Origin of the sequence: Acinetobacter sp. WU_MDCI_Abxe161, from assembly GCF_025514355.1 — a bacterium.
Taxonomy (GTDB): domain Bacteria; phylum Pseudomonadota; class Gammaproteobacteria; order Pseudomonadales; family Moraxellaceae; genus Acinetobacter; species Acinetobacter pittii_E.
The window spans coordinates 285,365-311,218 of sequence record NZ_JAHPTU010000003.1 but is presented as its reverse complement, the minus strand read 5'-3'; the positions used below and the strand labels follow the sequence as shown (position 1 = coordinate 311,218).

Sequence of the window (25,854 nt, the reverse complement as noted above, 5' to 3'; positions counted from 1 at the left end):
TCTAAAGTTCTGCAATATTACTTATCTTTTAAAAAAGACAATTTAAATAAAAAATGAGTTGTAAAAAATTATGCTTTTAAGTGATCCTCAAACTCTTCACCTAATTGCATCGCTAATGAATTACCTGCCAAATCACAGGTCACTAAACCATATTCTTTTTTAAAACTAAAGGTAAAACCTTTTCCATCAGCAAGATTTTTAACTGAATACCCTAACTTTTCTAACCAAATGCGAAACGCAATCAAATTTTTAGCTTTAACAACCTTTTTCACGTGAGAACTCCTTCTATCCGTGGCATTACATCTTATTTATTAATAGGGTTTTAATTAGATTTTTTAAAGGGGGAAATCTTTGTTTTATTTTGCAACTTGTAAAAAAAGTAAGATAGAGAAAGAAAAGTTTTCTTTTTTATAAAATTATAAAGTGGTTATGTAACTAAAAAATAAAAACTTTTTATTTAAAAGATTGTCCCTTGGCAGATTTTTAAAAAATTATAAATTGGGCGAAATTTTAAAAAAGCTAAATAAATAAGAATAAAGTAAATGTAAAAAATAATTACCATGAATCTGCACGATGCAAAAAGATACAGTTTTTAAAATGAAACTGTATCTTTTATTGAAAATTAATTTTAAAAATTATCTTTAAGGGCACGTAAGTGAGCAAAGTCTTCGACACTTTCTGCACGGAGAAAAGGATTTGTTGCTAATTCAAGTTCTATGGTACTGGGTAGGGTGATTGTTCCTTGTTTACGTAGCTCACGGACTTCTTCAGCTCGTTCAGATAAAGCATGGTTGTGTGGTTCTACCGTTAATGCAAATTCGGCATTTGAAAGTGTGTACTCATGCGTGCAATATACTTTGGTTTGTGTGGGTAATGCTGCTAAACGACTAAGTGAGTGATACATTTGTTCTGCCGTACCTTCAAATAATCGACCACATCCCATCGCAAATAAAGTGTCGCCGCAGAAGACAGCTTCTAACTCTTCAATAAAATAGACAATATGACCTAAAGTATGGCCAGGGGTCGCAATAATCTCTACTTTTAAATCATTAAACTTTAGATGGTCATTATGCTGTAAGGGATGGGTAATTCCCGGAATTTTTGAAAGCTCATCACGTGGGCCATACACTGTAATATTTTGGGTAGCAGTTAAATCAGCAACTCCACCGATATGGTCTTTATGCCAATGTGTAAGCCAGATTTGTTTTAAATTTAACTGATGATTCTGACAAAAGTGGGTAACGAGTTCTGCCTCTGTTGGATCAACTGCAACAGCTTCTTGGGTTTCAGTATCTTCTAAAATCCAGATATAGTTTTGGAGGGCATTCTGTACATCAATAAAATGAATTCTATAACGCATTGTTTTATCCTAAAACCAAATCCAAAAAGTAAATAATCACTAATTTTGATCATAACAGAAAATAGTATTAACCCATGCACTCAACTAGTTGATGAAAAGGATTTATATAAAACAAAAAAGCCCCCATGTAGGGAGCTTTTTATATGGATGATTTAACGTACCTTAGCGAGCCAGTTGCCTAGTGTCTGTACAATCTGTACTAAGAGCAATAAAACAATCACTGTTAAAATTACCACACTTGTATCAAAACGCTGATAGCCATAAGAAATAGCTAAATCGCCAATACCACCTGCGCCAACGGCACCAGCCATTGCTGTTGCACCGATGAGACTGATGGTCGCCGTGGTTAAGTTTAAAATGAGTGAACTGCGTGCTTCTGGCAAAACAAAGCGGGAGATAATTTGCCAAGGTGTAGCACCCATTGCCTGAGCAGATTCAATAATTCCTTCATTTACTTCGAGTAGGGAAGTCTCAATCAGGCGTCCCATATATGGCCCAACATAAATTGTTAAAGGAACGATCGCGGCCCATGTACCAATTGAAGTACCTACCAATAACTTGGTAAGAGGAATCACTGCAATAAGTAAGATAATAAATGGCAGAGAGCGTAACGCATTTACAATCGGGTTAAGTAAATGATAAATGAATCTATTTGGCAAAATACCTTCTGGGCGGGTTACAAGCAGGATAATTCCTTGAATGAAACCCCAAATACCACCAAATAAAAGCGCAAAAAACACCATGTGAAATGTTTCTTGCAACGCTGTTACAAACTGGTCAATTGAAAGAGAACTGTGCCAGAAAGGCTGAGTAAGTTCAGTCAACCATTGTACGATAAAATCTCTCATACTTGATCTCCTGATTGAACTACACCTACTTCATTTTGTTCCAAAAACTCGATGGCTTGTTTAATCAGCTGAGGATCGCCTAGAAGCTGCACAAACATTTGACCAATCACAGTACCATTAATTTCAGTCATGTTAGCGAACAAGATATTTAAGCTAATATCAAATTGTTTAATCAGTGACTGAATTACTGGCTCTTGAGCCGAGCGCCCTAAGAACTGTAAACAGTAGATGCTATGATGATGCTGATTCTCGAGTTGATTTAAAATATTCACAGGTAACTGTTGATGTAAAACAGTTTGAATGAAGTTTTTAGTCGTCGGGTGTTGAGGTTTACTAAAGATATCAATCGTTGAACCTTGTTCAATGACTTTACCTGCTTCCATCACAGCCACATGATCACAAACAGTTTCAATGACATCCATTTCATGGGTCACCATAACAATTGTGATTTTTTGCTCTTGATTGATTTTCTTAAGTAGCTCTAGCACAGACTTGGTTGTTTGTGGGTCGAGGGCAGAGGTTGCTTCATCACACAAAAGAATTTTTGGATGATTTGCCAAAGCACGAGCAATACCGACACGTTGCTTTTGGCCGCCAGAAAGCTCATCTGGATAAGCATCTTTTTTATGCTTAAGATCAATGAACTCCAATAACTCATTCAAGCGCTTTTCACGTTCTGCCTTATTGTAATTCAGCAGACGCATTGGCATTTCGATATTTTCAGCAACCGTCTTGGTTTGTAGCAAATTGAAGTGCTGAAAAATCATACCAATATTTGCACGTTCCTGACGTAATGAACGCGCATCCAAAGCAGTGAAGTCCTTTTGATTAATGATAACCTGACCTTCATTTGGTCGTTCAAGTAAGTTAATCAGGCGGATTAAAGTACTTTTACCTGCACCACTATAGCCAATAATCCCAAAAATACTTCCTTCTGGAATTTCCAAATTAATTTGGTCCAGAGCTCGTATGGTTTGGCCTTTAAGCTGATAGTGCTTTGAAATGTTTTTAAATTGAATCATGTCGTCAAAAACTATGCTAAAAAGAAAAAACAGGCAAAGAGACTTTGCCTGTTTCGCGTTGCCGGTATTATATTACTATTTAGCTTCTGTGAGGTAGCTGATTGGCTGATTCACGTCAACTTTTGTACCACCAAAGTGTTGTTCAACGTATTTTTTAACAGCTTCAGTGTGGTATAGCTGACCAACCTTCTGAAGAACTGGGTCATCTTTACGAGATTCTGCTGCCGCAAGAATATTTACATTGAGTTTAGTACTTTGATCAACTGGTTCATAGTAGATAGAATCTTTAAGTACATTTAGACCACCTTCCAGAGCTAAAGTATTACCTAAAACGATTGCATCGACTTCATCTTTTACGCGTACAGCAGTTGCCATTTGGATTGGTTTAATATCAATTTTTTTGCTGTTATCGATAATATCGCTTGGCGTACCTTTCGCAGGATCGAAGTCAGCTTTAAGCTTGATTAAACCCGCACTTTGTAATAACAATAACGCGCGTGCTTCATTCGCCGCATCATTAGGAATTGCAATGCTTGCACCTTGAGGGAATTCTTCTACTTTTTTGTGTTTACTTGAGTAGATACCCATTGGTTCAAGATAAGTTGTAGCAACTGGTGCAATTTTATCTTTGTTTGATGCATTGAAAGCAACTAAATATGCATAAGATTGGAATGCGTTTAAGTCAACTTCTTTATTAGCTACAGCTGTATTCATTGCAACATAATCAGTGAAGTTTTTCACTTCAAGCTTAATACCAGCAGCTTTAGTTTCCGGTAAAGTTGAAATATAACGCCAGATGTCAGCGTCAGAACCCGTTGAGGCAATAACCACAGTTTGAAGTTGTGATGAATCACCGCTTTTTCCAGCTTGTGGTTCACTTTGTTGTTTACCGCAGGCTGCAAGTAATAGCACAGACACGCTTAAAAAAAGACTGATCAGCTTTTTCATGTAAAAAAAGTCCTGATTAAGTGAGAGATCAACTATTTAAGTTGCCTCTCGACTAGTAAAGAAATGAGTTTAGTTGCAACGTCACAAAGTTTTCAAGGCTAAAGGTTATTACTTATAGCTCTTTTCTAATTCTTCAGACACTTGATTTACCGCATTCATCTGAGCTAAATAAAACTATTTTCACAACAGTTTTATCTTATATTCTCAGCTTTTAAACGGTCTCTAAAAGTATGAGTGTTAAAAATAACGATTATCTTTAACAGAATTAGATGATGTGCCCTAATATTTAAAGGCCCATTAACTTTATGGAAAGTTCCAACGCTTTAACTAATCATATCAATAAAAACATATTCAATATAGTGGACATCTTTCGATCTTAATCATCACAATTGAATAAAAATTAAGATTAATATGAATATTTGTGATAAGTGAAGACGAAAAATAAAAAAGCCCTCAAAAGAGAGCTTTTTTATATTTAAACTTTTACTCAGCTTTTTCACGTGCAATTGCACGATAACCGATATCGCTACGATATTGCATACCTGTGAATGTAACTTGGCCACATACTTCAAGTGCATTGATTTGCGCTTCAAGAACGCTGTCACCCAAAGCAGTTACACAAAGAACTCGACCACCAGAAGTCACAATATGACCGTCTTCACGAGTTGCAGTGCCTGCATGGAAAATTTTAGTATCTTCAGGTGATTGTCCAATACCTGAAATTACATCACCTTTGCGCACACTATCAGGATAACCTTCTGCTGCAAGTACAATACCGATTGACTTACGCTCATCCCATTCAGCTTCATTTGGTAAGTTACCAGCAATACCTGCTTCTACCAATTCAACAAGAGATGATTTTAAGCGCATCATGATGGGTTGAGTTTCAGGGTCACCAAAACGACAGTTGAACTCGATTACACGTGGTTGACCTTGTTCATCGATCATTAAGCCAGCATATAAGAAACCAGTGTAGACATGTCCGTCAGCAGCCATACCTTCAACAGTCGGGCGCATGATTTCAGTCATAACGCGTTCGAAAATATCAGAAGTTACAACTGGAGCAGGAGAGTAGGCACCCATACCACCAGTATTAGGACCTTGGTCACCTTCAAAAATACGCTTGTGATCTTGAGAAGTTGCCATTGGTAAAATGTTTTTACCATCAATCATACAAATGAAAGAAGCTTCTTCGCCTGCAAGGAACTGTTCAATTACCACACGTGAACCAGCATCACCGAATTTGTTGCCAGCAAGCATGTCATCAATTGCTGCAAAAGCTTCTTCGTTAGTCATTGCAACGATTACACCTTTACCAGCAGCAAGACCATCTGCCTTAATTACAATTGGTGCACCATTTTTTTCAACATAAGCTTTAGCTGCATCAACTTCCGTAAATACTTCGTAAAAAGCAGTTGGAATGTTATGACGCTTTAAAAAATGTTTAGCAAATGCTTTTGAGCCTTCAAGCTGAGCAGCGTATTGAGTCGGTCCCCAAATTTTTAGACCTGCTTCACGTGCAGCATCTACTACACCATTCACTAAAGGTGCTTCTGGGCCAACAATAATTAGCTCAACATTATTTTCTTTAGCAAAAGCAATAATTGCAGGGTTGTCTAAAATATCAAGTTGAACATTTACACATTTGTCTTCTGTTGCTGTACCAGCATTACCAGGTGCAACGAAAACTTGAGTAACTTTGGTATCTTGCGCGATTTTCCATGCTAAAGCATGTTCACGACCACCACTACCTAAAACTAAAATATTCATTTTTAATTTGTTCCTTAACTTTAATCCTTTTCATCCCCCTCTATCCCTCAAGGTGGAGTTTAGCTCCATTATTGTGGAAAACCCTCCTGAATAAAAGGAGGGTTAGGGAGGACTAAATTTAAATTAGTGGCGGAAATGGCGCATACCAGTGAAGACCATTGCAATACCAGCTTCATCTGCTGCTGCGATTACTTCTTCATCACGCATAGAACCACCTGGTTGAATGATGCATTTAATGCCAGCTTTAGCTGCATTATCAATACCATCACGGAACGGGAAGAATGCATCGGAAGCCATTACAGCACCTTCAACAACTAAACCAGCATGTTCAGCTTTAATGGCAGCAATACGAGCTGAGTTAACACGGCTCATTTGACCTGCACCTACACCAATAGTTTGGCGGTTTTTAGCATAAACAATTGCGTTTGATTTCACATATTTCGCAACTTTCCAAGCAAAGATGAGATCATCAATTTCTTGCTCAGTCGGTGCACGCTTAGTAACTACTTTAAGATCATCTTTAGTGATCATGCCCAAGTCTTGATCTTGAACAAGTAAGCCGCCATTAACACGTTTGTAGTCAAGTTGCGGTGCACGTGCATCAATTGCAGGTAATTCACCACATACTAAAACACGTACGTTTTTCTTTGCGCCAGTTACTTCAAGTACACCATCGGCAATGCTTGGAGCAATAATGACTTCAACGAATTGACGCTCTACAATTGCTTGAGCAGTTGCTACATCTAACTCACGGTTAAATGCAATGATACCGCCAAAAGCAGATTCTGGATCTGTTGCGTAAGCTAAATCATAAGCAGCTTTAATACCGTCTAAAGAAACAGCAACACCACAAGGGTTAGCATGTTTTACGATTACACAAGCAGGTTTTGCGAATGATTTAACACATTCAAGTGCTGCATCTGTATCTGCAATATTGTTATAAGACAATTCTTTGCCTTGTAACTGTTTTGCAGTAGAAACTGAAGCTTCTTTTGCATTTGCTTCAACATAAAATGCTGCAGATTGATGTGGGTTTTCACCGTAACGTAAATCTTGTGCTTTGTTCAATTGAGTATTGAATGTGCGAGGGAATAAATCAGCTTCGCCTTCGATCTTACCAACGCGAGCGCCTAAGTAAGAAGCGATCATGCCGTCGTATTGAGCTGTATGTTCAAATGCTTTAACTGCTAAATCAAAACGCGTTTCATAAGAAAGTGAACCAGCGGTTTTTAATTCATTGATTACAGTGTCGTAATCTGAAGCATTTACAACAATACCCACTGAAGCATGGTTTTTAGCTGCTGCACGAACCATTGTAGGACCACCGATGTCGATATTTTCGATTGCATCAGGAAGAGTACAGTCTGGTTTTGCAACAGTTGCAGCAAATGGATAAAGGTTTACAACAACAAGATCAATCGGATCAATGTTGTGTTCTTCCATAACTGCTTCGTCTAAACCGCGACGAGCAAGAATACCACCATGAATTTTTGGATGTAATGTCTTAACACGACCATCCATCATTTCAGGGAAGCCCGTATGTTCAGATACTTCTACAACCGCGATATTATTATCTTTAAGCAACTTATATGTGCCGCCTGTAGATAATAGTTCTACCCCTAGAGCTGCAAGGTTTTGAGCAAATTCGACAATTCCTGTCTTATCAGATACAGAAATCAAAGCACGTTTAATAGTCATGATGTTTAATTCAACAATTTCAAGTCTACGGATTAAAACCAATAAGCATAAAAAAATGCCCACGACGTCGTGAGCATTTTATCATTTATTCACTCATTAAACCGTGAGCTTTTAACTTTTTACGTAAAGTGCCACGGTTGAGTCCAAGAATCTCTGCAGCACGTGTTTGATTACCACGTGTATATTCAAGAACTACAGATAAAAGAGGTTTCTCCATTTCTGCTAGCACCATGTCATATACCTGAGATGGTTGCTCACCTTGCAATTGTGCAAAATAATGGCGAACTGCGCGATCCACGTGGATGCGAAGAGCAACATCAGATTGTGCAGTAAAAATAGGAGATTTGCTATTCATGCGAGTTAATCCGAAAATCAAATACTAACTTGGGTAAAGTAGTATATAAATGTGGTCTAAAAATACGGAGTCCTGTTTTAGATCCTAAAACAGTGACTCTAAAACATAAGAACAATTAGCTTGCCATATTTCTTCGTATTGAATAAAAAATAAGCGTAACAATAATTAAATATTTGTTACAGCCCCCTCAAAAACAAAAAAAGTTAGGCTATGCGCTTAAAGTAGAAAAGCACACATGCTTAACAGTATTTTTTTTGGATTGAGAGCGAGGAGTATATGAGTCAAAGCTTTCGTGGCGCGTATCATAACATTGTCTAGGAAAAAGTGAGCAAATTAACTGCATTTTTTTTTATTTTTTTTTCACTTTTTTTACATTTTAGGGGTGGACAATTTCTAATCGATAATTTACTAGGCTTTTTTTGCTTTTGTTTAGCTCAAATTGGAATCGGTAAGGGGTGTTCGATGGAATGCGCTGAATACCCTGTAAGTTCGCTACTAAATATTGCTGAGGAGTTAGTATGATTTCTTCAGTTTTGCTTGGTTCTGTCGCAAAAATCAACTTTAAGTTAGGAAGCTCAATACTTTTATCATTCTGATTAAGTAATATGCCTGAGAATTGGGTATGGTTTGCATCAATTCTACGAACTTTTATCTTTTCTATATGGATAAGTTCATACAGTTCTGCTGTTTTATTGCAATGTAGTATTTGGCAAACATAATTAAATACATGACTAACGGTAGGGCTTGTATGCATGAGTTTAGGGTTAAACCAGAGAATCTGGAAAGTAAAAACTAAAATCAGAATAAGGTTGGCAGAGCTCCAGAGCGTATAGTACAACCAACTATGTTTTTTATTATTGTCTTGTTCTTGTGGGGATACTTGCTCAGCCAAATTAAGGTTTGGTAAAGCATTAATAGGTTCATTATGAAAGTAATTTAAGTTGTTGAGATAGGTTAATAGATCAATATTAGAGTTCTCAACTTTTTGATCAAAGATATCTAACACGTGTGAATGTGTCATATATCGTGTTTGCATTGAACCATTAACTAAAGTAGATGAATTAACCATGGCTGGCTGTTCAATATTAATCAGATTGGTTAATGCATTAAAATTCGAATTACATTTGGGGCAACAAACCATACCCTGAGCAACAGTCAATTGAGTAAGAGATACTTTATAAACTGTTAAACACTTAGGGCAGCGGGTTTGTTTTTCATTCATGAGTTAGAAGTCTCAATTTATTGTTTTACGTTTTCCTGAAATGCGACACCAATTTTCTTCGCGTTTTTCGACATCTAATATATCAAAAAATTCAGAATAAACACGTGAAACATCAGCAACTTGCTCTTCGATTACACCTGCAAGTGCGAACTCACCCTCAGATTTAATTAAATTTGCAAACTCAGATGCAAGTGCCATTAATGGACCCGCTAAAATATTTGCAACTAAAACGTCTGCCTGCTGAGGTTTGAACTCTTGATCGAATTCTTCCGGAAGACCTACATATAGGCGATCTAATACACCATTAAGTTCTGCATTTTGTTTTGTTGCTAAAACAGCTTGAGGGTCAATATCGGTAGCATATACTTTTTTAGCACCTAATAACAAAGCCGCTACGCCTAAAATGCCTGAACCACAGCCATAATCAATCACGATTTTATCTTTAACATCAGTTTTACCTAGCCATTGTAAGCACAGGAAAGTACTTGCGTGATTACCTGTACCAAACGCAAGACCTGGGTCTAACTTAATATTAGTAGCGTCCGCTTCTGGTGGTTCTAGCCATTCAGGTACGATCCAGAACTTTTCCCCAATCTGAATTGGTTCATAATAATCCATCCATGCGCGTTCCCACACTTGATCTTCAAGTTCTTCATGACGCATAGGAACATCTGGAAGTTGAGCTTTTAAGAAAGCTTCTAAAGTGTCGACATCAATCGGATCTTGTTCGTCTTGTTGATAGATGCCTGTCACAATGACTTTATTCCATAAAGGTGTTTCACCTGGTAATGGTTCAAGTAAAGCCTGATCTTCAGCATCATCCAGAGTTACGCTTACCGCACCTAGAGACATTAAAAGTGTTTCTGTGAACTCAACTTGTTCTTGATCAACGGTAATGTGTATTTGTAACCACTTCACGAAAAGGACCTAAAAATTTTATTTAAAGGCGTATTGTAGCGGACTAGACCATTTTAAAAAAGAAAGCGGCCCATCTTTAATGGACCGTCTTTGAAAATACTGATGAGATATAGCGGTAAATAAATGACTTCTACTATACCTTGTGTAAAACAGATTAAGGAGCAGGGGCCTTAAATTGTAACTTGCCATTTTCGTTTGGTTGACAAGTACCGTTAAAGGTTACACCGTTGTGATTGTAAGAGACCCATTCACCTTGCTGTTTTTTTGCACAGACTCGAATTTGTTTTTGCATTTCGGCTTTGCTCGTGTCAGCAGCATGGGTAAAAGTTACGCCTGAAAAACAAATTAGAGATGCAGTTAAGATTTTTAACATGGTCGTTTTCATTTTGTATTCCTTCTCGTTGCGTTAATTTTAAAGTCATAGAAGTGCTGTACATTTTTTATTCTAAGATGAATTAATTTTAAAAACATTCACTTTGTATTGAATTCATGAAACAAAATGTCAAATCATGTGGCGTACCGTAAATTATGTGAAGACAATTTTGTAATTATGTACATCAATAAGCAGATAATTTTGCTATAATGTTCCGTCTTTTTTTTCTGGTGTTTTTGTACTCATGCACTATCCTAAAGTTTATGATGTTATCGTTATCGGTGGCGGTCACGCAGGTACGGAAGCGGCCCTTGCTGCTGCGCGTATGGGACGACAGACTTTGCTTTTGACCCATAACATTGAGACTTTGGGCCAAATGAGTTGTAACCCAGCAATTGGCGGTATTGGTAAGTCTCACTTAGTACGCGAAATTGATGCACTTGGTGGGGCAATGGCTTTAGCTGCCGATAAAGGTGGTATTCAGTTCCGTATTTTAAATTCGCGTAAAGGTGCAGCTGTGCGTGCAACACGTGCTCAAGCTGACCGCGTGCGCTATAAAGCTGCCATCCGCGATACTTTGGAAAATCAAGCAAATCTTGATATTTTCCAGCAAGCAGCTGATGACCTGATTGTTGAAGGCGATACTGTTAAAGGTGTTGTTACCCAAATGGGTATTCGCTTTGATGCAAAAACTGTTGTGTTGACTACAGGTACATTTTTGGGTGGTGTAATCCACGTTGGTTTGGAAAAATCAAGTGGTGGTCGTGCGGGTGATCCTCCTTCTATTGCACTTGCTCAGCGTTTACGTGAATTAAAACTACCTGTTGGTCGTTTAAAAACCGGTACTCCACCACGTATTGATGCACGTTCAGTTGACTTTTCTGTGATGATTCCGCAGCCGGGTGATTTCCCGTCTCCAGTCATGTCTTTCATGGGTGATGCTTCTATGCACCCTGAACAAGTAAACTGTTATATCACGCATACAAACGAAAAAACCCACGATATTATTCGCGGTGGTTTAGATCGTTCACCAATGTATACGGGTGTTATTGAGGGGGTAGGTCCACGTTACTGTCCGTCAATTGAAGATAAGATTCACCGTTTCGCTGATAAAGACTCACATCAAGTATTCTTGGAGCCAGAAGGTCTAGATACACATGAGCTTTATCCAAATGGTATTTCGACTTCTTTACCGTTCGATGTTCAGTTTGAGCTTGTACGCTCAATTCGTGGTATGGAAAACGCTCATATCTTACGTCCAGGCTATGCAATTGAATATGATTATTTCAATCCGCAAGCTTTGAAATTTACCCTCGAAACTAAAGCGATTAATGGCTTGTATTTCGCTGGTCAAATTAATGGTACAACAGGTTATGAAGAAGCGGGTGCTCAAGGTTTACTTGCGGGGTTAAATGCTGCACGCCGTGCGTGGGAGCAAGAAGAGTGGACACCTAAACGTGACCAAGCTTATATGGGCGTGTTAGTTGATGACCTCATTACGTTGGGTACTAAAGAACCTTACCGTATGTTTACCTCACGTGCTGAATATCGTTTGATGTTGCGTGAAGATAACGCGGATCAACGCTTGACAACTATTGGTCGTGAACTTGGTTTAGTTGATGATGTGCGTTGGGCGGCTTATTGTGAAAAAATGGAAGCAGTTGAGCGTGAAACCTCTCGTTTGCAACATATATGGGCAGCACCAAATAACCCTATGGGTAAAAAATTCGTTGAAATGACGGGTGCAGATTTGAGTAAGGAATGTAGCGCAATTGATTTGCTTAAGCGTCCTAACATCAACTTTGGTCAAATTGCAGAACTTACTGGTTCTGAAGTTTCAGAGCAAGTGGGTGAGCAAATCGAAATTGCTGTAAAATATGAAGGTTACATCAACCGTCAACATGAAGATGTTGCTCAATTAAAGCGTCTTGAAGAAACTAAAATACCAGCCGATTTTGATTATGATAACGTGTCTGGTTTATCACGTGAAATTACACAGAAGTTAAAAACAGTGCTTCCAGAAACTTTAGCTCAAGCAAGCCGTATTCCTGGTGTTACGCCAGCAGCTGTTCAGCTTGTCATGATCACAATTCGTAAGAACAATATGATTAAGAAAACAGCTTAATCATTTGAGTATATAAAAAGCCCAGTTAAGACTGGGCTTTTTTATTTTCTGTTCAAAAAATATATGGAAACTTCCTAAGGAAGAAAAGAGATTTCGCTTCCTTTTTTTCTTATTTCACATGTTTTACGCCGCCAGTTATATTGAATTCACGTTCAAACAAGAGGGCTTTAACCATGACAATGAAATCAATTCGCTACAATGGATATGAAATGGCATGCCAATGCTCATGTTCAAAATAGCGCAAAAGAAAGAGCGGATCAGTTTTGATGGGGGAGAACATCTTGATCTGGAAACAAGTAAAAATATAAGAAGAATATAAAATTAAGAAAATTATAATTCAAAATCTAAAGAGAACCGTATGGTTCTCTTTTTTATAACTACTTACTATCAGTTTCAATTTCACGTACAGCGTTGTGTACTTGAACTGGTTCAATATGGAGTAATTTTTTACCATAACTACGTAGCCACCACACCAGTTGAGATGTAAAAGGTACGGTAGCTGTAACTTCTACGATATTTTCTTCAAGTGGAGTAATTGTTTGGTCTTTACTCAACTGACTTTCATAAAAAGTTTTCGCAGTTTGTTCAGTCATGGTTAAGGTGAGCTGAATTGATTCAGTTGGCTGGTTGTAGTCCACTCTAAAGCCTAAAGCGCCTGAATCAATATAATGATCAATATCAAAATTGACCGGATGTAGGGCGCGACTATCTAATACTTTTGCTGATTTAAAACGGTGCAGAGCAAATGTTTGCACTTCAGTTTTGTCATGCCGTGTGCAAATCAAATAAATGACTGCACCTTTTTGTACCAAAGCTAAAGGGTTTAAAATATAAGTTTTATCTTCGCCTTGATTTACACGGGCCCGATAAACACACTCAATCTGTTTGTCTTGTAGTAGACCTTCATAAATTGCCTGCTGAGCGCCACGATCCACTACAGGTGGAATAAGCGGTTGACTTGCAGGAACAATGCGTACACGGTTAATCCACTGTCTCACATTATTTTGAGTAGAGAGGCTGCGTTTGGCTAAATCAAACCATGGACCCATCTCATCAAGCAGGCTTGGAGGAAGTAAGTGCTTTAGGTGTTCCTCAACCATCATAAAGGTCACTGCTTGAGAGCTCGTCATGTGAGGTAAACTCTGGATAGGAGCGTCTGACTGCCACCGCCAGCCTTGAGGTACGGCTTTATTACTCTCTATCGGAAAACGCTGAGCAATTTGATTTAAGTCACGCTGAATAGTCCTTAAACTGATTTCAATACCTTCGCGCTCAAGCATTTCTTGTAATTCTCGAGTTCCGATCCATTTACCGGTGGGTAGGCGAGACAAGATCTGCCATTGGCGATATAAACTATTCGAAGTTTCTTTTTCTATTACAGACATAAGCGTAATACATCTATATCCAATTGCTTTGGTGTCAACACAATAAAAAATCTTTACAGATTTAGCAAGTTTGTCAGATTCAGTTTATAGCCCGTTGGACAAAGGATGATAAGATTTAGAAGAAAGTTATAACAATGATGCCGTAAAAGTATTACAGATATATAAGTGGCACTGAAATTGCTTATTTAAAAATGAAATATAGATAAATGATAAGACGAGGTGGTTATGTCAGAACAAGAGCATGAATTACATCTAGATAACGATTTTTTTATACAAGAGCAGACAACAACGGCACTTATTAATCCAACCTCTTTTTTAGAACATATTTCTGTGCAAACCAATCTCTTTGAACAACTAAAATCACAGTTCTTTAACGAGATGCTTGATGATGTAACATCGAATGGTGCAGCTTCTAAAAAAATTGAACAATGGTTGAGTATCCGCACTTTAGATGAGTTAAAAGAGCTAAATGCTCAGGCGAAGCAGCATTTTCTTTATCATGGGATTACCTTTAATGTTTATGGTGATAAAGAAGGAATGGAGCGCACCATACCTTTCGATTTAATTCCAAGAGTGATCGAGAAAAAGCAATGGGAAAAAATTGCCTCGGGCTGTGCACAGCGTGTTAAGGCATTAAATTATTTCCTAGATGATATTTATCATGGACAACATATTTTAAAAGAACAAATCATTCCCGAAGAACAAATTATGGGAAATGAGGCTTTTCAACCCCATATGCTCAAACACGCTTTGAAAGGTAAAATTTATTCACAAATTAGTGGAATTGATATTATCCGTGATGGTGAAGGAGAGTTTTTTGTATTGGAGGATAATTTAAGAACACCTTCTGGCGTATCTTACATGATTGAAAGCCGAAACATTAGCCAGAAATTAATGCCTGAGCTATGTACAGCCAATAATTTACAGGGGATTGAGCATTATCCAAAACTTTTAAAAGAGATATTGCAAGAAAATTCTTCCGCGGACCAACCTTTTGTCGTGGTACTAACACCCGGGCGTTTTAACAGTGCTTATTATGAGCACGCTTTTCTAGCGCGTGAAATGGATGTGCCATTGGTTACAAATCGAGATTTATTTGTAGAAAATGATCAAGTATTTGTCAAAACTATTCGTGGGCGTCAAAAAGTAGACATAATTTACCGCCGTTTAGATGACGATTTTCTAGATCCTTTAGCATTTCGACCAGACAGTGCTTTAGGGGTAGCTGGTCTTATGTCTGCTTATTTGCAGAAAAATGTGGTGATTGCAAATGCACCTGGAACAGGTGTGGCGGATGATAAATCTATTTATCCTTATGTAGACCAAATGATCCAATATTATTTGGATGAAACACCAATTCTAAAAAATGTACCTACTTATCAGTGCCGTAAAGAAGAACACTTAGATTATGTACTCTCTAATCTGGATCAATTAGTCGTTAAGGAAGCACAAGGTTCAGGTGGATATGGCATGTTGATCGGGCCTAAAGCAAGCTCATGCGAAATTGATGAATTTAGAAAAAAATTAATAGCTATGCCTCATATGTACATTGCACAACCTACTTTGGCTTTATCTGTTGCTCCAACTTTAACGACGGGAGGAGTAGCTGAGCGTCATATTGATTTGCGTCCATTCGTGTTGAGCTCACCTTATCGTACAGAGATTGTACCTGGTGGTTTAACACGCGTGGCCATGCAAGCTGGCTCTTTGGTCGTAAATTCATCTCAAGGTGGCGGCATAAAAGATACATGGGTTGTCGAAACATTACATTCCTGATTGTGGGTTAAAGAGGAACTTTATGGTTTTACTCAATTCGAGTGCGCATCAAATATATTGGTTGGGTCGATATTTGATGCGAGTTAAATTTGCAGCCTCTCATTTACCCTTTATAGAAGATGAGAAAGCAACAAAATTTGCAGCAGCGTTTGGTTTAGCTATAGAAAATGCTGAATTACTAAATCGCTATATGTTAGACAAGAAGCAAACATTTTCATTATTGAACCAGCTCATTATTGCTAAAGATAATATTCAGGAACTAAGAGGGATTTTTTCGGCACATGCTTATGCAGAATTAAATAATGTGATTAATACGCTTCAACCTGAACCTAATGCATTGAATAAAGCTGTCAAACAATGCACTCAAATATTAGAAGCGGAACATGAAGATATTTATTTATTTTTGTATTTAGGCCAAAAAATAGAGCAATTTGATATAAAACTGCGTTTTGGACAAGATTTATTAGCTCTCGTATCAGAGCTAGATGTTGTGGTGCGACAGCTTGCTCATTTGAATTGGGAAAATATAGATGAAAATTGGCAAGTATTAAAGCAACAACTCACTTGGGACGCTTATTATACTTTTACACAGCAGTTGGAAAATATGTTTGAGGGCTGATTATGAAATTGATGGTTAATCATCAAACGCATTATAGCTATACTGAAACTGCTCGAAATAGCATTCAGTATATTAAAATGATGCCTCAAACATCGGCTCATCAGCATGTTATGAATTGGGCAATTAGTGTGCCGGGCGATAAAACCATCAAAAGAGATATATTTAATAATGTATGGATGACGGCTAGTCAGCGTTATTCATACCAACATCTAACCTTCATGGCTCAAGGAATTGTTGAGCTTCAAAACGTGGAAATGGGTTGTGTAAATCTCTCTACACCTGCTAATTTGTTTTTGCAAATGACAGGTACAACTCGATGTGATGCGGAAATGTTGGACTTTGCAAAAAATATTGTGGTGATTAAAGACCGACAACATATTGCATTATTAAGTGAATATATCTTACAGAAAATACTTTATCAGCCTGAAAGTACTTCAGTTCAGACAACTGCGATCGAAGCATTTCATGCTGGACAAGGTGTATGCCAAGATCATGCGCACATTTTAATTGCGATGTGCCGTGCGTTAAAATTACCTGCACGTTACGTCTCGGGTTATCTATTTGATCAAAACTATCCGCACCTTGCCAGTCACGCTTGGGCGGAAGTATTTTTAGAAAATCAGTGGTATTGTTTTGATGTAAGCAATCAGTTGTTTACACCCAAACATCATATTTACCTTGCTGTAGGACGAGACTATCTCGATGTAGCGCCTATTCGTGGTGTAAGAGAGCAAGGTGGAGTTGAGAACATGATGTCTGTGGTTCAAGTGTTGGCATGTTGAATGTAAAGAGAATGAAATGACCTATTGTTGTGCGCTAAGATTGGAACAGGGTTTAGTGTTTATCAGTGACACAAGAACCAATGCAGGGGTTGATCATATTTCTGTGTTCCGAAAATTGCATACTTTCGGCGTTACCGGAGAGCGCTTTATGGCATTGCAAACAGCAGGCAACTTGGCAACAACGCAAGCTGTTATAGGTCATTTGCAAAATGCGCTTACTTTGCAGCAAGAGCCTAATTTGTATAGTGTTAATACAATGTTTGAGGCAGCCGAACTGATAGGAAAAACTTTAAAAGCCGTTTTAGAGGATATTAGTTCAGACACTCAAGAACAAATGAATTATGCCTGTAGTATTTTGGTCGGTGGTCAGATTAAAGGTGGTGACATGCAGCTTTATAATGTCTATCCACAAGGCAATTTTATTTGTGCGACGACTGATACACCTTATTTTCAAATTGGTGAAAGTAAATATGGCAAACCGATTCTAGATCGAGCTTTATATTATGCAATGCCATTAGATGATGCATTACGTTGTAGCCTGATTTCTTTTGACTCAACTTTACGCTCAAATGTTTCTGTTGGCTTACCACTTGATGCATTGATTTATAAGAAAGATAGTTTTGTTATTCCGATGGGAAAACGAATTACAGAAGACGATCCTTATTTTTCACAAATTAGTCGGCAATGGTCAGATACTCTACGTCGCGGCTTACAAGAAATGCCGAAACCAACAGATGATTACTGGCGATAATACATTGAATATTTAAATAAAAAAATCCAAGCAAGCTTGGATTTTTTTATATTTTATTATTTAACTGCTTTTACGAGTAGGGCGATTACTTAGGCGACAGAGTAATTCATATCCTATCGTTCCGTTTGCATCCGCAACATCATCAACGAGGCGGTGTGGACCCCAAAGTTCAATTGGTGTACCTAATTTCACTTGCAGACCTGTTACGTCAATTGCAAGCATATCCATACTCACTCGCCCTACAACTGCGCAGAGCTGTTTATCAATAGCGACATAGTTTTGTTTAACATAAGCGCGTGGATAACCATCACCATACCCTATAGAAACAATGGCGATATCCATGGCTTGCTTTGCACAGAAAGTAGAACCATAACCGACATGTTCATCAGGTTGAATATGGTTTAGGGCAATGACTTCTGCTGAAAAAGTCATTACTGGTTTTAAGTCAAGATCATGGACTGTTTGATCTGCAAAAGGTGAGGCGCCGTAAAGCATGATACCCGGACGAACATAATCAAAATGTAATTCTGGCCATTTATAAATAGCAGCTGAGTTACAGCAAGATGCTAAAACAGGATCACAAGCTTGTTTAACTTGTAAAAATTGTTGTTTTTGTTGCTCGTTCAGTGGATGGTCTACATCTGCATTTGCGAAATGCATTGCAAGCACACAAGTAAATCCTTCAGATTTTAAAGTTTTAATAACTTCAATAATTTCTGGATTTTTAAAACCTAAACGATTCATGCCGCTGTTAAGCTTAACCCAAACTTTTAAACCTTGGGTGATGTAGGCTTGTTTGTATTTAATTAACCATTCAAATTGTTGTTGATGGTGAATCACACATTCAAATTTTTTTTCAATTGCAATTGGCATTTCATCTTCAGAAAATACCCCTTCAATTAAAGTAACGGGTTGTTGGAATCCGTGTTGACGAATTTCCAAACCTTCTTGTAGGCAGGCGACACCAAAGGCATCTGAGGCATTTAAGGCTGCTAAACAGTCTTTGATTCCATGTCCATAAGCATTAGCTTTCACCATACTTACAATTTTTGAATTTGTTGCGAGTTGTTTGACACGGTTTAAATTATATTGAAGTGCATTGCGATCAATATAAACTGTTGCTTGGCGCACCCTCATTTACTCCTTTGGGCTAGAGATAGAGTTTATTCTTCATCATCATATTGGCTGTAATACTCAGGAGAGAGATTACTAAATCGAGTATATTGACCTTCAAAAGCAAGACGAACTGAACCAATTGGACCGTTACGCTGCTTACCAATAATAATTTCTGCGGTGCCGGCTTCTTTCGACTCTTTGTTATAAACCTCATCACGGTAAATAAACATAATTAAGTCGGCATCCTGCTCGATCGCACCGGATTCACGTAAGTCGGACATTACAGGGCGTTTATTTGGACGGTTTTCCAGACTTCGGTTAAGCTGGGAAAGTGCGATAACAGGACATTGCATTTCTTTCGCTAGTGCTTTTAAGCTACGAGAAATTTCTGAAATCTCGCCTACACGGTTATCACCCATACCTGGAACTTTCATAAGCTGCAAGTAATCGACCATGATGCAACCAATTTTACCATCATGCATTTTTGCAACGCGGCGGGCACGGGCACGGAGTTCAGTTGGAGGCAGAGCAGATGAGTCATCAATATATAAATGCATTTGTTGAAGCTGCAAAATTGTACCAGTTACCTTGGTCCATTCATCTGCATCTAAATTCCCCGAACGTAAATGTCCTTGATGAACTTTACCCATTGCAGAAATAAGACGCATCGCAATCGAGTCTGCTGGCATCTCCATTGAAAATACCAGAGCAGGTAGCTTGTTATATTGCAAAACACTTTCAACCAAATTCATGGCAAAGGTAGTTTTACCCATCGATGGACGTGCAGCAACAATAATTAAATCACCAGGTTGCATACCCGATGTTTTATTATCAAGTTCTAAGAAACCTGTAGTTAAACCTGTAATGTTGCCGTCTAATTTTGAAAGCTCGTCTAGCTTACTAATAACGTCTGCGGTAACAGAACTAATAGATTTTGGGCCTGCATCTTTTTTATTATTATTGTGTTGTTCTGCTAAAGAGAAAATACTCGTTTCAGCTAAGTCTAAAATTTCACTAACCCCACGACCTTTTGTGTCATAAGCATTTTGTAAGATTTCAGTACTAACTTTAATCATACTGCGTAGGGTAGAAAATTCTTTAATTTTAGTGGCATAGGTTTCTAAGTTGTAGAAACTTGATGGTGAATCAGCCATGAGCTGCATTAAATATTCTTCGCCGCCGATAGCATCAAGTAAATTTTGTTTTAGAAGCCAGTCACTTACTAAGACAGCATCATAGGGTGAGTTTTCCTGTGCTAATTTCTCGATTGCACGAAAAATATATTTATGACGAGTCGCGTAAAAATCATTTTCTTTTAGTACATCGTTGACTTGCTCAAAAGATTCAGCAACTGTCATCAAAGCTGCCAGAACAGCTTGCTCAATGGCTAAATTGTGTGGGGGAGTGCGAAACTCTTTAAGTTGGCCTGATTCACTCGTTTTATTTTCTATTGGAGATGAAAGCGCTAAAGAAGTGGCATTCGCCTGAGACATAATTAGACCTGATGATAAAGAAGGGTGTACACAACGGGGCTGTAAAGCCGAGAACTATCTTAAAACAAAATTAAATAAACTACCTAATTAAAAAACCAATTAAACTGAAGAACTGATCAGGAATTAATATATCTTATTTTAAAATTTGAAACATAAAAAAAGAGCATGCAAAAGCATGCTCTTTTTTTTGATGAGAAATTACTCAGATACGATAGTAACGAGAACTTCTGCAACAACATCATGGTGCAATTGAATTGCGATGTTGAATTCACCAGTGTGACGAAGCGCGCCATTTGGTAAACGAACTTCTGCACGGTCAACTGTAAGACCAGCATTCGTTAATGCGTCAGCGATGTCACGAGTACCGATAGAACCGAACAGTTTACCTTCGTCACCAGCTTTAGCAGTGATAACGATGTTAACTTCGTTCAATTGTTCAGCACGTGCTTGAGCAGCAGCTAAAACTTCAGCTTCTTGCTTCTCAAGTTCAGCACGACGAGCTTCAAAAGCAGCAGTGTTAGCTTCAGTAGCTGCAACTGCTTTACCTTGAGGGATAAGGAAGTTACGGCCGTAACCAGCTTTAACTGATACTTTATCGCCTAATTTACCAAGGTTCTTAATGCGTTGTAATAAGATAACGTCCACAGATCACCTCACTTATGGTTGTCAGTGTACGGAATCAAAGACAAATAGCGAGCTTGTTTGATAGCAAGTGCTAATTGACGTTGATAACGAGCTTTAGTACCAGTGATACGGCTAGGAACAATCTTGCCGTTTTCAGTGATGTACTGTTTTAAAGTGTCGATATCTTTGTAGTCGATGTACGCAACATTCTCAGCTGTAAAGCGGCAGAACTTGCGACGACGGTAAAAACGTGCCATTGATGTTCTCCTTATTCAGCTTCTTGAGCAACTTGCTGTGCTTCTTCGCGTTGAGCTTTACGCGCACGCTTTTCTTCAGCACTCTTAGCAAGCAATGACTCTTCAGTGATTGCGTGTTCACGACGGATGATAAGGTTACGAATGATCGCGTCGTTATAACGGAATAATTCTTCTAACTCATCAAGCGTAGTTTGACCACATTCAACATTCATAAGAATGTAGTGCGCTTTGTGAATTTTGTTAATTGGGTAAGCCAATTGACGACGGCCCCAATCTTCTAAACGGTGAATTTGACCTTCAGCTTCTTTGATCTGAGAGATATAGCGTTCAACCATACCTACAACTTGATCGCTTTGGTCTGGGTGTACCAAAAGTACGATTTCGTAATGACGCATTGTCAGCTCCTTACGGTTTAAACAGCCCCTAATAAAAAAATTAGAAGCAAGGAGTCATAACTTAATAAGTTATGTCGCAAAAATTGCGAAGGCTGAATTATAGGTAAAAGTTCGGCTAAAAACAAATCTTTTGATCAGAAAAGTAAAACTTCTTTACTATAAAGAGGAAATCCTCTCTTGTTTAAAAGAGAGGAAGATTTGGAGCAGGGGATTGATAGGTAAAGCTAAAACTCAAACTTAACAGGGTAATTAATATGACCGAGTAGAGGAAAAAGCGTTTAGCCCAAAGTTGATCATTTTCGGCTTTAAATCCAATAACTGATAAATATAACCAATATGCTGTTAAAGCATTAAAGGTAATTAAAAAGAATACATTGGTATAGCCAAAACAATATAACCCATTCAAAACAGCTGCAAATAAGAGGATATAGATGACACATTCAATTTTCGTACGATAAATAGAACGTGCTACAGGCAAAATTGGAATTCCCGCATTTTTGTAATCATCAAAACGATAAATTGCAATTGCCCAAGAGTGAGGCATTTGCCATAAAGCGTATGCTAAAAACAAAAGCAAGGCTGCCACATCAAATTGATGAGTTACTGCGGTATAACCAATAACAGGAGGGCTCGCTCCGGAGATGCTACCAATGACGGTTTGATGGATTGAGGTGCGTTTGGTCCACAAACTATAAAAACCGACATAGACAATAAAACCAATCATTGCAAACAAAAATGCATAACCATTTACACCGAACCATAAAATGCTAAAACCAATTACTCCAAGCACTAATGCATATATCAGCGCAACAGTAGGAGAGATTGTTTTCTTAACAAGTGCGCGGTTTTGGGTGCGCTGCATCTTTGTGTCAATATCTTGATCTATAACATTATTAACCACACAACCAGAGGCCACAACTAAAGTTGTTCCAATTAGGGTAAGAAGTAATAATGAGATGTCTATAGAGCCTTGGGCGGCTAAGAAAAAGCCGCCCAAGGTGGTAATGAAATTACCGAAGAGAATTCCTGGTTTAGTCAGGAATAGATATTTTTTCAACATGACAATCAGTTTAGATCATCATATTGTAGTGAAGGTAATTCATAATCCACACAGAACCGATTAAAAGTACAGCGATACATAGGATTGTGTAGATAAATGCAATCATATTCCAACGTTGTTCAGATGATGTATTCATGTGTAAGAAGTACACAAGTTGTACAAGAACCTGAGCAACCGCAGTGATCGCAATCACAGTAACTAAAAGACCACGACTGAAACCACCCATCATCACCATCCCGAACGGGATGATGGTGAGGATAACAGAAAGGATAAATCCAACAGTGTATTGCTTAAAGTTACCGTGTGACGCACCAGCAGCATTATGCTCATGACTACTCATTAGAGAACTCCCAGTAAGTAAACGACGCTGAATACACAGATCCAAACGATGTCAAGGAAGTGCCAGAACAAGCTTAAGCAAGCAAGACGACGTGTATTCGGTAAAGTCAAACCTTTAGTTTTGATTTGATACATTAATACAAGCATCCACACTAAACCAGAAGTTACGTGGATACCGTGTGTACCAACCAAAGTAAAGAACGATGATAAGAATGCACTGTGAGTTGGACCATGACCTTCTTCTACAAGGTGATGGAATTCATAGAGTTCCATACCGATGAAGGTCGCACCAAAAAGGAATGTAATAAATAACCAAGTGATCACTTGATTTACATTCTTTTTATAAGATGCAAGTACAGCAAAACCGAAAGTTACCGATGAAATCAATAAGGCAAATGTTTCAGTTAACACGTAGCCTAATGACTCATGGAATAGGTCATATGCACTTGGAGTCCCTGCTGGAACATGACTGCTTAATACAGCGAACGCAATGAAGAGTGATCCGAAAAGAATCAAGTCACTCATCAAGTATGTCCAGAAACCAAAAACCGTTAAATCAGTATCATCATGTTCATGATGACCGTCATGGCCGTGGTTGTCGTGATGAAGTACTTCAGCCATTTCCTTAGTCCTTCTTCAAGTGTTTTTCAAGTAAAGCATAGCGTTCGTTTTCAATACGCTCAACTTCAGCAGCTGGAACATAGTAATCAACATTCTTAGTGAATGAGCTTACGATCAAGCTAACAACAGCCGAAACGAATGAAACAACAACGAGCCACCAAATATGCCAGATGAGTGCAAAGCCAAGAAGCGTAATGAACATTGCAATGACAAAACCAGCAGCACGATCAGTCGGCATGTGGATGTCTTCATATTTAGTGTTACGTGCGTATGCTACACCGTTTTCTTTGTCAGTCCAGAAACGGTCGATACCGCTTGCATCTGGTTCATGCGCAAAGTTATAGAACGGAGCAGGAGAAGAGGTTGCCCACTCAAGCGTACGAGCATCCCATGGATCGCCTGTAAGGTCCATGTTGTCTTTACGTTGTAAGAAACCAACGATGATTTGCATTAGGAAACATGCAATACCAATTGCAACAAGAACAGCACCAAATAATGCAATTGCGAGGTACGGATCCCACTCAGGGTTGTCATATGTATTCAAACGACGAGTCATACCCATGAAACCAAGGATATAAAGTGGCATGAATGCAAAATAGAAACCGAAGAACCAGAACCAGAACGCAGCTTTACCCCATGCTTCATTGAGCTTCCAACCAAACATTTTTGGCCAGTAGTAAATGATGCCGGCAAACATACCAAACACCACACCACCGATAATTACGTTATGGAAGTGAGCAATCAAGAATAATGAGTTGTGTACCAAGAAGTCCGCAGGTGGAACAGCCATAAGTACACCAGTTAAACCACCGATACCGAATGTTACAAGGAAGCCAAGCGTCCATAACATTGGAGTAGTAAAGGTGATGCGACCTTTATACATGGTGAATAACCAAGAGAAGATTTTCACACCAGTAGGAATCGCAATAACCATGGTCATGATACCGAAGAACGCGTTAACGTTCGCACCAGCACCCATGGTGAAGAAGTGGTGAAGCCATACAACGAACGCAAGAACAGTAATCGCGATAGTTGCATACACCATAGACTTGTAACCGAACAACGCTTTACGAGAGAAGGTTGCAACGATTTCTGAGTATAGACCAAATGCTGGTAATACCAAGATATATACTTCAGGGTGACCCCATGTCCAGATCAAGTTCACATAAAGCATTGGGCTACCGCCAAGCTCATTTGTGAAGAAATGGAAGCCGAAGTAACGGTCAAGAGTAAGCATTGCAAGAGTACCTGTTAATACAGGGAACGATGCAATGATTAATACAGCCGTACAAAGTGAAGTCCACGTGAAAATAGGCATGTCCATTAATTTCATGCCAGGTGCACGCATTTTGATGATGGTAACGAAGAAGTTAACACCAGATAAAAGCGTACCTAGACCAGAAACCTGAAGTGCCCAGATATAGTAGTCAACACCTACACCAGGAGAATATTGAATGCCAGATAGAGGAGGGTAAGCCATCCAACCAGTCGCAGCAAATTCACCTAATACAAGTGAAAGCATCATTAAACCAGCAGCACCGGCGAATAACCAGAAGCTTAAAGAGTTTAATAATGGGAAAGCAACGTCGCGAGCACCAATCTGTAAAGGTACAGAGATGTTCATCATACCTACAACGAGACCCATTGCTACGAAGAAGATCATGATTACACCGTGTGCGGTGAAGATCTGGTCGTAATGGTCAGGATGTAGATAACCTTCGCCGCCACCTTTAGCGAGGAAAAGTTGTAAACGCATCATGATCGCATCAGCGAAACCACGCAGAAGCATGACAACAGATACGATGATATACATGATACCAATCTTTTTGTGGTCTACCGTAATAAACCACTCATTCCACAAATATCCCCATTTTTTAAAATAGGTGATACCGCCAAGCACTGCAATTGCACCAATTGCCATAAGGACCATGGTGACAAGTACGATTGGCTCTGTCGGGATAGAGTCCCAACCCAGTTTACCAAAAATCATATCCATG

26 protein-coding genes are annotated in these 25,854 nt (G+C 38.6%); 5 read left to right on the top strand and 21 right to left on the bottom strand.

All coding sequences use genetic code 11. The annotated features are described in order from the left end of the window. Positions 1-68 precede the first annotated feature (68 nt). The 11 genes from KTI78_RS05240 to KTI78_RS05190 form a co-directional block, all read right to left on the bottom strand. Positions 69-272: a hypothetical protein gene (locus KTI78_RS05240; protein WP_002119766.1), complete on the bottom strand. Its 204-nt coding sequence runs from the start codon at positions 270-272 to the stop codon at positions 69-71. Between the two features lie 356 nt (positions 273-628). Next, the gene (gene gloB / locus KTI78_RS05235) at positions 629-1,360 is read right to left on the bottom strand and encodes a hydroxyacylglutathione hydrolase (protein ID WP_262445419.1); all 732 of its coding nucleotides are present in this window, start codon (positions 1,358-1,360) and stop codon (positions 629-631) included. Positions 1,361-1,512: 152 nt separating this feature from the next. Further along, the gene (locus tag KTI78_RS05230) at positions 1,513-2,208 is read right to left on the bottom strand and encodes a methionine ABC transporter permease (RefSeq protein WP_016140546.1); all 696 of its coding nucleotides are present in this window, start codon (positions 2,206-2,208) and stop codon (positions 1,513-1,515) included. Next, complete coding sequence (locus KTI78_RS05225; protein WP_016140547.1) at positions 2,205-3,230, bottom strand: methionine ABC transporter ATP-binding protein; 1,026 nt, start codon at positions 3,228-3,230, stop codon at positions 2,205-2,207. The genes KTI78_RS05230 and KTI78_RS05225 overlap by 4 nt, the downstream gene beginning before the upstream one ends. A gap of 75 nt (positions 3,231-3,305) precedes the next feature. Next, positions 3,306-4,178 carry a MetQ/NlpA family ABC transporter substrate-binding protein gene (locus KTI78_RS05220; protein WP_262445418.1) on the bottom strand — a complete coding sequence of 291 codons (873 nt, stop codon included), beginning with the start codon at positions 4,176-4,178 and terminating at the stop codon, positions 3,306-3,308. 483 nt (positions 4,179-4,661) lie between these two features. After that, entirely contained in the window at positions 4,662-5,948 is a 1,287-nt protein-coding gene (gene purD, locus KTI78_RS05215) for a phosphoribosylamine--glycine ligase (protein WP_262445417.1), read from the bottom strand. A 123-nt stretch (positions 5,949-6,071) separates the two neighbouring features. Then, the gene (purH, locus tag KTI78_RS05210; protein WP_262445416.1) at positions 6,072-7,646 is read right to left on the bottom strand and encodes a bifunctional phosphoribosylaminoimidazolecarboxamide formyltransferase/IMP cyclohydrolase; all 1,575 of its coding nucleotides are present in this window, start codon (positions 7,644-7,646) and stop codon (positions 6,072-6,074) included. A gap of 85 nt (positions 7,647-7,731) precedes the next feature. Beyond that, on the bottom strand, positions 7,732-8,001 hold the full coding sequence (gene fis, locus KTI78_RS05205) for a DNA-binding transcriptional regulator Fis (protein WP_001086304.1): 270 nt from the start codon (positions 7,999-8,001) through the stop codon (positions 7,732-7,734). 376 nt (positions 8,002-8,377) lie between these two features. Next, positions 8,378-9,223, bottom strand: a complete 846-nt coding sequence (locus KTI78_RS05200) for a zinc-ribbon and DUF3426 domain-containing protein (protein ID WP_262445415.1) — start codon at positions 9,221-9,223, stop codon at positions 8,378-8,380. A 12-nt stretch (positions 9,224-9,235) separates the two neighbouring features. Next, positions 9,236-10,141 (bottom strand): 50S ribosomal protein L11 methyltransferase, encoded by a 906-nt coding sequence (gene prmA / locus KTI78_RS05195; protein WP_224991341.1) that lies wholly within the window; start codon positions 10,139-10,141, stop codon positions 9,236-9,238. Between the two features lie 154 nt (positions 10,142-10,295). After that, a complete protein-coding gene (locus tag KTI78_RS05190; protein ID WP_002119672.1) occupies positions 10,296-10,526 on the bottom strand; it encodes a hypothetical protein in 231 nt (76 codons plus the stop codon). A 232-nt stretch (positions 10,527-10,758) separates the two neighbouring features. Between KTI78_RS05190 and mnmG the strand changes: the two genes are divergently transcribed. Continuing rightward, on the top strand, positions 10,759-12,639 hold the full coding sequence (gene mnmG / locus KTI78_RS05185) for a tRNA uridine-5-carboxymethylaminomethyl(34) synthesis enzyme MnmG (protein WP_016140552.1): 1,881 nt from the start codon (positions 10,759-10,761) through the stop codon (positions 12,637-12,639). Positions 12,640-13,016: 377 nt separating this feature from the next. Here mnmG and KTI78_RS05180 read toward each other — a convergent pair whose 3' ends face one another. Then, positions 13,017-14,024: a helix-turn-helix transcriptional regulator gene (locus tag KTI78_RS05180; RefSeq protein ID WP_224991339.1), complete on the bottom strand. Its 1,008-nt coding sequence runs from the start codon at positions 14,022-14,024 to the stop codon at positions 13,017-13,019. A gap of 225 nt (positions 14,025-14,249) precedes the next feature. On the opposite strand from KTI78_RS05180, the gene KTI78_RS05175 reads away from it, so the two are divergent. Genes KTI78_RS05175 through KTI78_RS05160 form a run of 4 tightly spaced genes read left to right on the top strand, consistent with a single transcriptional unit; the run spans position 14,250 to position 17,952 of the window. Beyond that, positions 14,250-15,800 (top strand): circularly permuted type 2 ATP-grasp protein, encoded by a 1,551-nt coding sequence (locus tag KTI78_RS05175; RefSeq protein WP_262445414.1) that lies wholly within the window; start codon positions 14,250-14,252, stop codon positions 15,798-15,800. Between the two features lie 22 nt (positions 15,801-15,822). Beyond that, entirely contained in the window at positions 15,823-16,419 is a 597-nt protein-coding gene (locus KTI78_RS05170; protein WP_262445413.1) for a secretory pathway Sec39 family protein, read from the top strand. Between the two features lie 2 nt (positions 16,420-16,421). After that, on the top strand, positions 16,422-17,201 hold the full coding sequence (locus tag KTI78_RS05165) for a transglutaminase family protein (protein ID WP_262445412.1): 780 nt from the start codon (positions 16,422-16,424) through the stop codon (positions 17,199-17,201). A gap of 16 nt (positions 17,202-17,217) precedes the next feature. Then, positions 17,218-17,952 carry a proteasome-type protease gene (locus tag KTI78_RS05160; RefSeq protein ID WP_016140557.1) on the top strand — a complete coding sequence of 245 codons (735 nt, stop codon included), beginning with the start codon at positions 17,218-17,220 and terminating at the stop codon, positions 17,950-17,952. A 60-nt stretch (positions 17,953-18,012) separates the two neighbouring features. Here the strand turns inward: KTI78_RS05160 and alr are convergent, their stop codons facing one another. The 9 genes from alr to cyoB form a co-directional block, all read right to left on the bottom strand. Beyond that, positions 18,013-19,083, bottom strand: coding sequence for an alanine racemase (gene alr / locus KTI78_RS05155; RefSeq protein ID WP_262445411.1), 1,071 nt, complete (start codon positions 19,081-19,083; stop codon positions 18,013-18,015). Positions 19,084-19,115: 32 nt separating this feature from the next. Beyond that, positions 19,116-20,561, bottom strand: coding sequence for a replicative DNA helicase (gene dnaB / locus KTI78_RS05150; protein WP_016140559.1), 1,446 nt, complete (start codon positions 20,559-20,561; stop codon positions 19,116-19,118). Between the two features lie 198 nt (positions 20,562-20,759). Beyond that, positions 20,760-21,206, bottom strand: coding sequence for a 50S ribosomal protein L9 (gene rplI, locus KTI78_RS05145; protein WP_000382591.1), 447 nt, complete (start codon positions 21,204-21,206; stop codon positions 20,760-20,762). Positions 21,207-21,214: 8 nt separating this feature from the next. After that, on the bottom strand, positions 21,215-21,442 hold the full coding sequence (gene rpsR, locus KTI78_RS05140) for a 30S ribosomal protein S18 (protein ID WP_000090661.1): 228 nt from the start codon (positions 21,440-21,442) through the stop codon (positions 21,215-21,217). A gap of 11 nt (positions 21,443-21,453) precedes the next feature. Continuing rightward, positions 21,454-21,837 carry a 30S ribosomal protein S6 gene (gene rpsF, locus KTI78_RS05135; RefSeq protein WP_002119610.1) on the bottom strand — a complete coding sequence of 128 codons (384 nt, stop codon included), beginning with the start codon at positions 21,835-21,837 and terminating at the stop codon, positions 21,454-21,456. 181 nt (positions 21,838-22,018) lie between these two features. Continuing rightward, positions 22,019-22,897 (bottom strand): heme o synthase, encoded by an 879-nt coding sequence (gene cyoE / locus KTI78_RS05130; RefSeq protein WP_016140560.1) that lies wholly within the window; start codon positions 22,895-22,897, stop codon positions 22,019-22,021. A 10-nt stretch (positions 22,898-22,907) separates the two neighbouring features. Further along, positions 22,908-23,237: a cytochrome o ubiquinol oxidase subunit IV gene (locus tag KTI78_RS05125; RefSeq protein WP_016140561.1), complete on the bottom strand. Its 330-nt coding sequence runs from the start codon at positions 23,235-23,237 to the stop codon at positions 22,908-22,910. Then, positions 23,237-23,857: a cytochrome o ubiquinol oxidase subunit III gene (cyoC, locus tag KTI78_RS05120; RefSeq protein ID WP_016140562.1), complete on the bottom strand. Its 621-nt coding sequence runs from the start codon at positions 23,855-23,857 to the stop codon at positions 23,237-23,239. Before cyoC ends, KTI78_RS05125 begins: the two co-directional genes overlap by 1 nt. A gap of 4 nt (positions 23,858-23,861) precedes the next feature. Further along, entirely contained in the window at positions 23,862-25,853 is a 1,992-nt protein-coding gene (gene cyoB / locus KTI78_RS05115) for a cytochrome o ubiquinol oxidase subunit I (protein WP_224991331.1), read from the bottom strand. Between the last annotated feature and the right edge of the window lies 1 nt (position 25,854).

Bases quoted from the DNA above. Each gene is read 5' to 3' on its own strand.
- KTI78_RS05160 (WP_016140557.1), top strand. From the start codon at position 17,218: ATGACCTATTGTTGTGCGCTAAGATTGGAACAGGGTTTAGTGTTTATC.
- KTI78_RS05125 (WP_016140561.1), bottom strand. From the start codon at position 23,237: ATGAGTAGTCATGAGCATAATGCTGCTGGTGCGTCACACGGTAACTTT.
- cyoB (WP_224991331.1), bottom strand. From the start codon at position 25,853: ATGGATATGATTTTTGGTAAACTGGGTTGGGACTCTATCCCGACAGAG.
- gloB (WP_262445419.1), bottom strand. From the start codon at position 1,360: ATGCGTTATAGAATTCATTTTATTGATGTACAGAATGCCCTCCAAAAC.
- rpsR (WP_000090661.1), bottom strand. From the start codon at position 21,442: ATGGCACGTTTTTACCGTCGTCGCAAGTTCTGCCGCTTTACAGCTGAG.
- purD (WP_262445417.1), bottom strand. From the start codon at position 5,948: ATGAATATTTTAGTTTTAGGTAGTGGTGGTCGTGAACATGCTTTAGCA.
- rpsF (WP_002119610.1), bottom strand. From the start codon at position 21,837: ATGCGTCATTACGAAATCGTACTTTTGGTACACCCAGACCAAAGCGAT.
- KTI78_RS05220 (WP_262445418.1), bottom strand. From the start codon at position 4,178: ATGAAAAAGCTGATCAGTCTTTTTTTAAGCGTGTCTGTGCTATTACTT.
- KTI78_RS05190 (WP_002119672.1), bottom strand. From the start codon at position 10,526: ATGAAAACGACCATGTTAAAAATCTTAACTGCATCTCTAATTTGTTTT.
- purH (WP_262445416.1), bottom strand. From the start codon at position 7,646: ATGACTATTAAACGTGCTTTGATTTCTGTATCTGATAAGACAGGAATT.
- KTI78_RS05225 (WP_016140547.1), bottom strand. From the start codon at position 3,230: ATGATTCAATTTAAAAACATTTCAAAGCACTATCAGCTTAAAGGCCAA.
- KTI78_RS05180 (WP_224991339.1), bottom strand. From the start codon at position 14,024: ATGTCTGTAATAGAAAAAGAAACTTCGAATAGTTTATATCGCCAATGG.
- KTI78_RS05230 (WP_016140546.1), bottom strand. From the start codon at position 2,208: ATGAGAGATTTTATCGTACAATGGTTGACTGAACTTACTCAGCCTTTC.
- fis (WP_001086304.1), bottom strand. From the start codon at position 8,001: ATGAATAGCAAATCTCCTATTTTTACTGCACAATCTGATGTTGCTCTT.
- cyoE (WP_016140560.1), bottom strand. From the start codon at position 22,897: ATGTTGAAAAAATATCTATTCCTGACTAAACCAGGAATTCTCTTCGGT.
- mnmG (WP_016140552.1), top strand. From the start codon at position 10,759: ATGCACTATCCTAAAGTTTATGATGTTATCGTTATCGGTGGCGGTCAC.
- KTI78_RS05175 (WP_262445414.1), top strand. From the start codon at position 14,250: ATGTCAGAACAAGAGCATGAATTACATCTAGATAACGATTTTTTTATA.
- KTI78_RS05170 (WP_262445413.1), top strand. From the start codon at position 15,823: ATGGTTTTACTCAATTCGAGTGCGCATCAAATATATTGGTTGGGTCGA.
- KTI78_RS05165 (WP_262445412.1), top strand. From the start codon at position 16,422: ATGAAATTGATGGTTAATCATCAAACGCATTATAGCTATACTGAAACT.
- KTI78_RS05200 (WP_262445415.1), bottom strand. From the start codon at position 9,223: ATGAATGAAAAACAAACCCGCTGCCCTAAGTGTTTAACAGTTTATAAA.
- cyoC (WP_016140562.1), bottom strand. From the start codon at position 23,857: ATGGCTGAAGTACTTCATCACGACAACCACGGCCATGACGGTCATCAT.
- dnaB (WP_016140559.1), bottom strand. From the start codon at position 20,561: ATGTCTCAGGCGAATGCCACTTCTTTAGCGCTTTCATCTCCAATAGAA.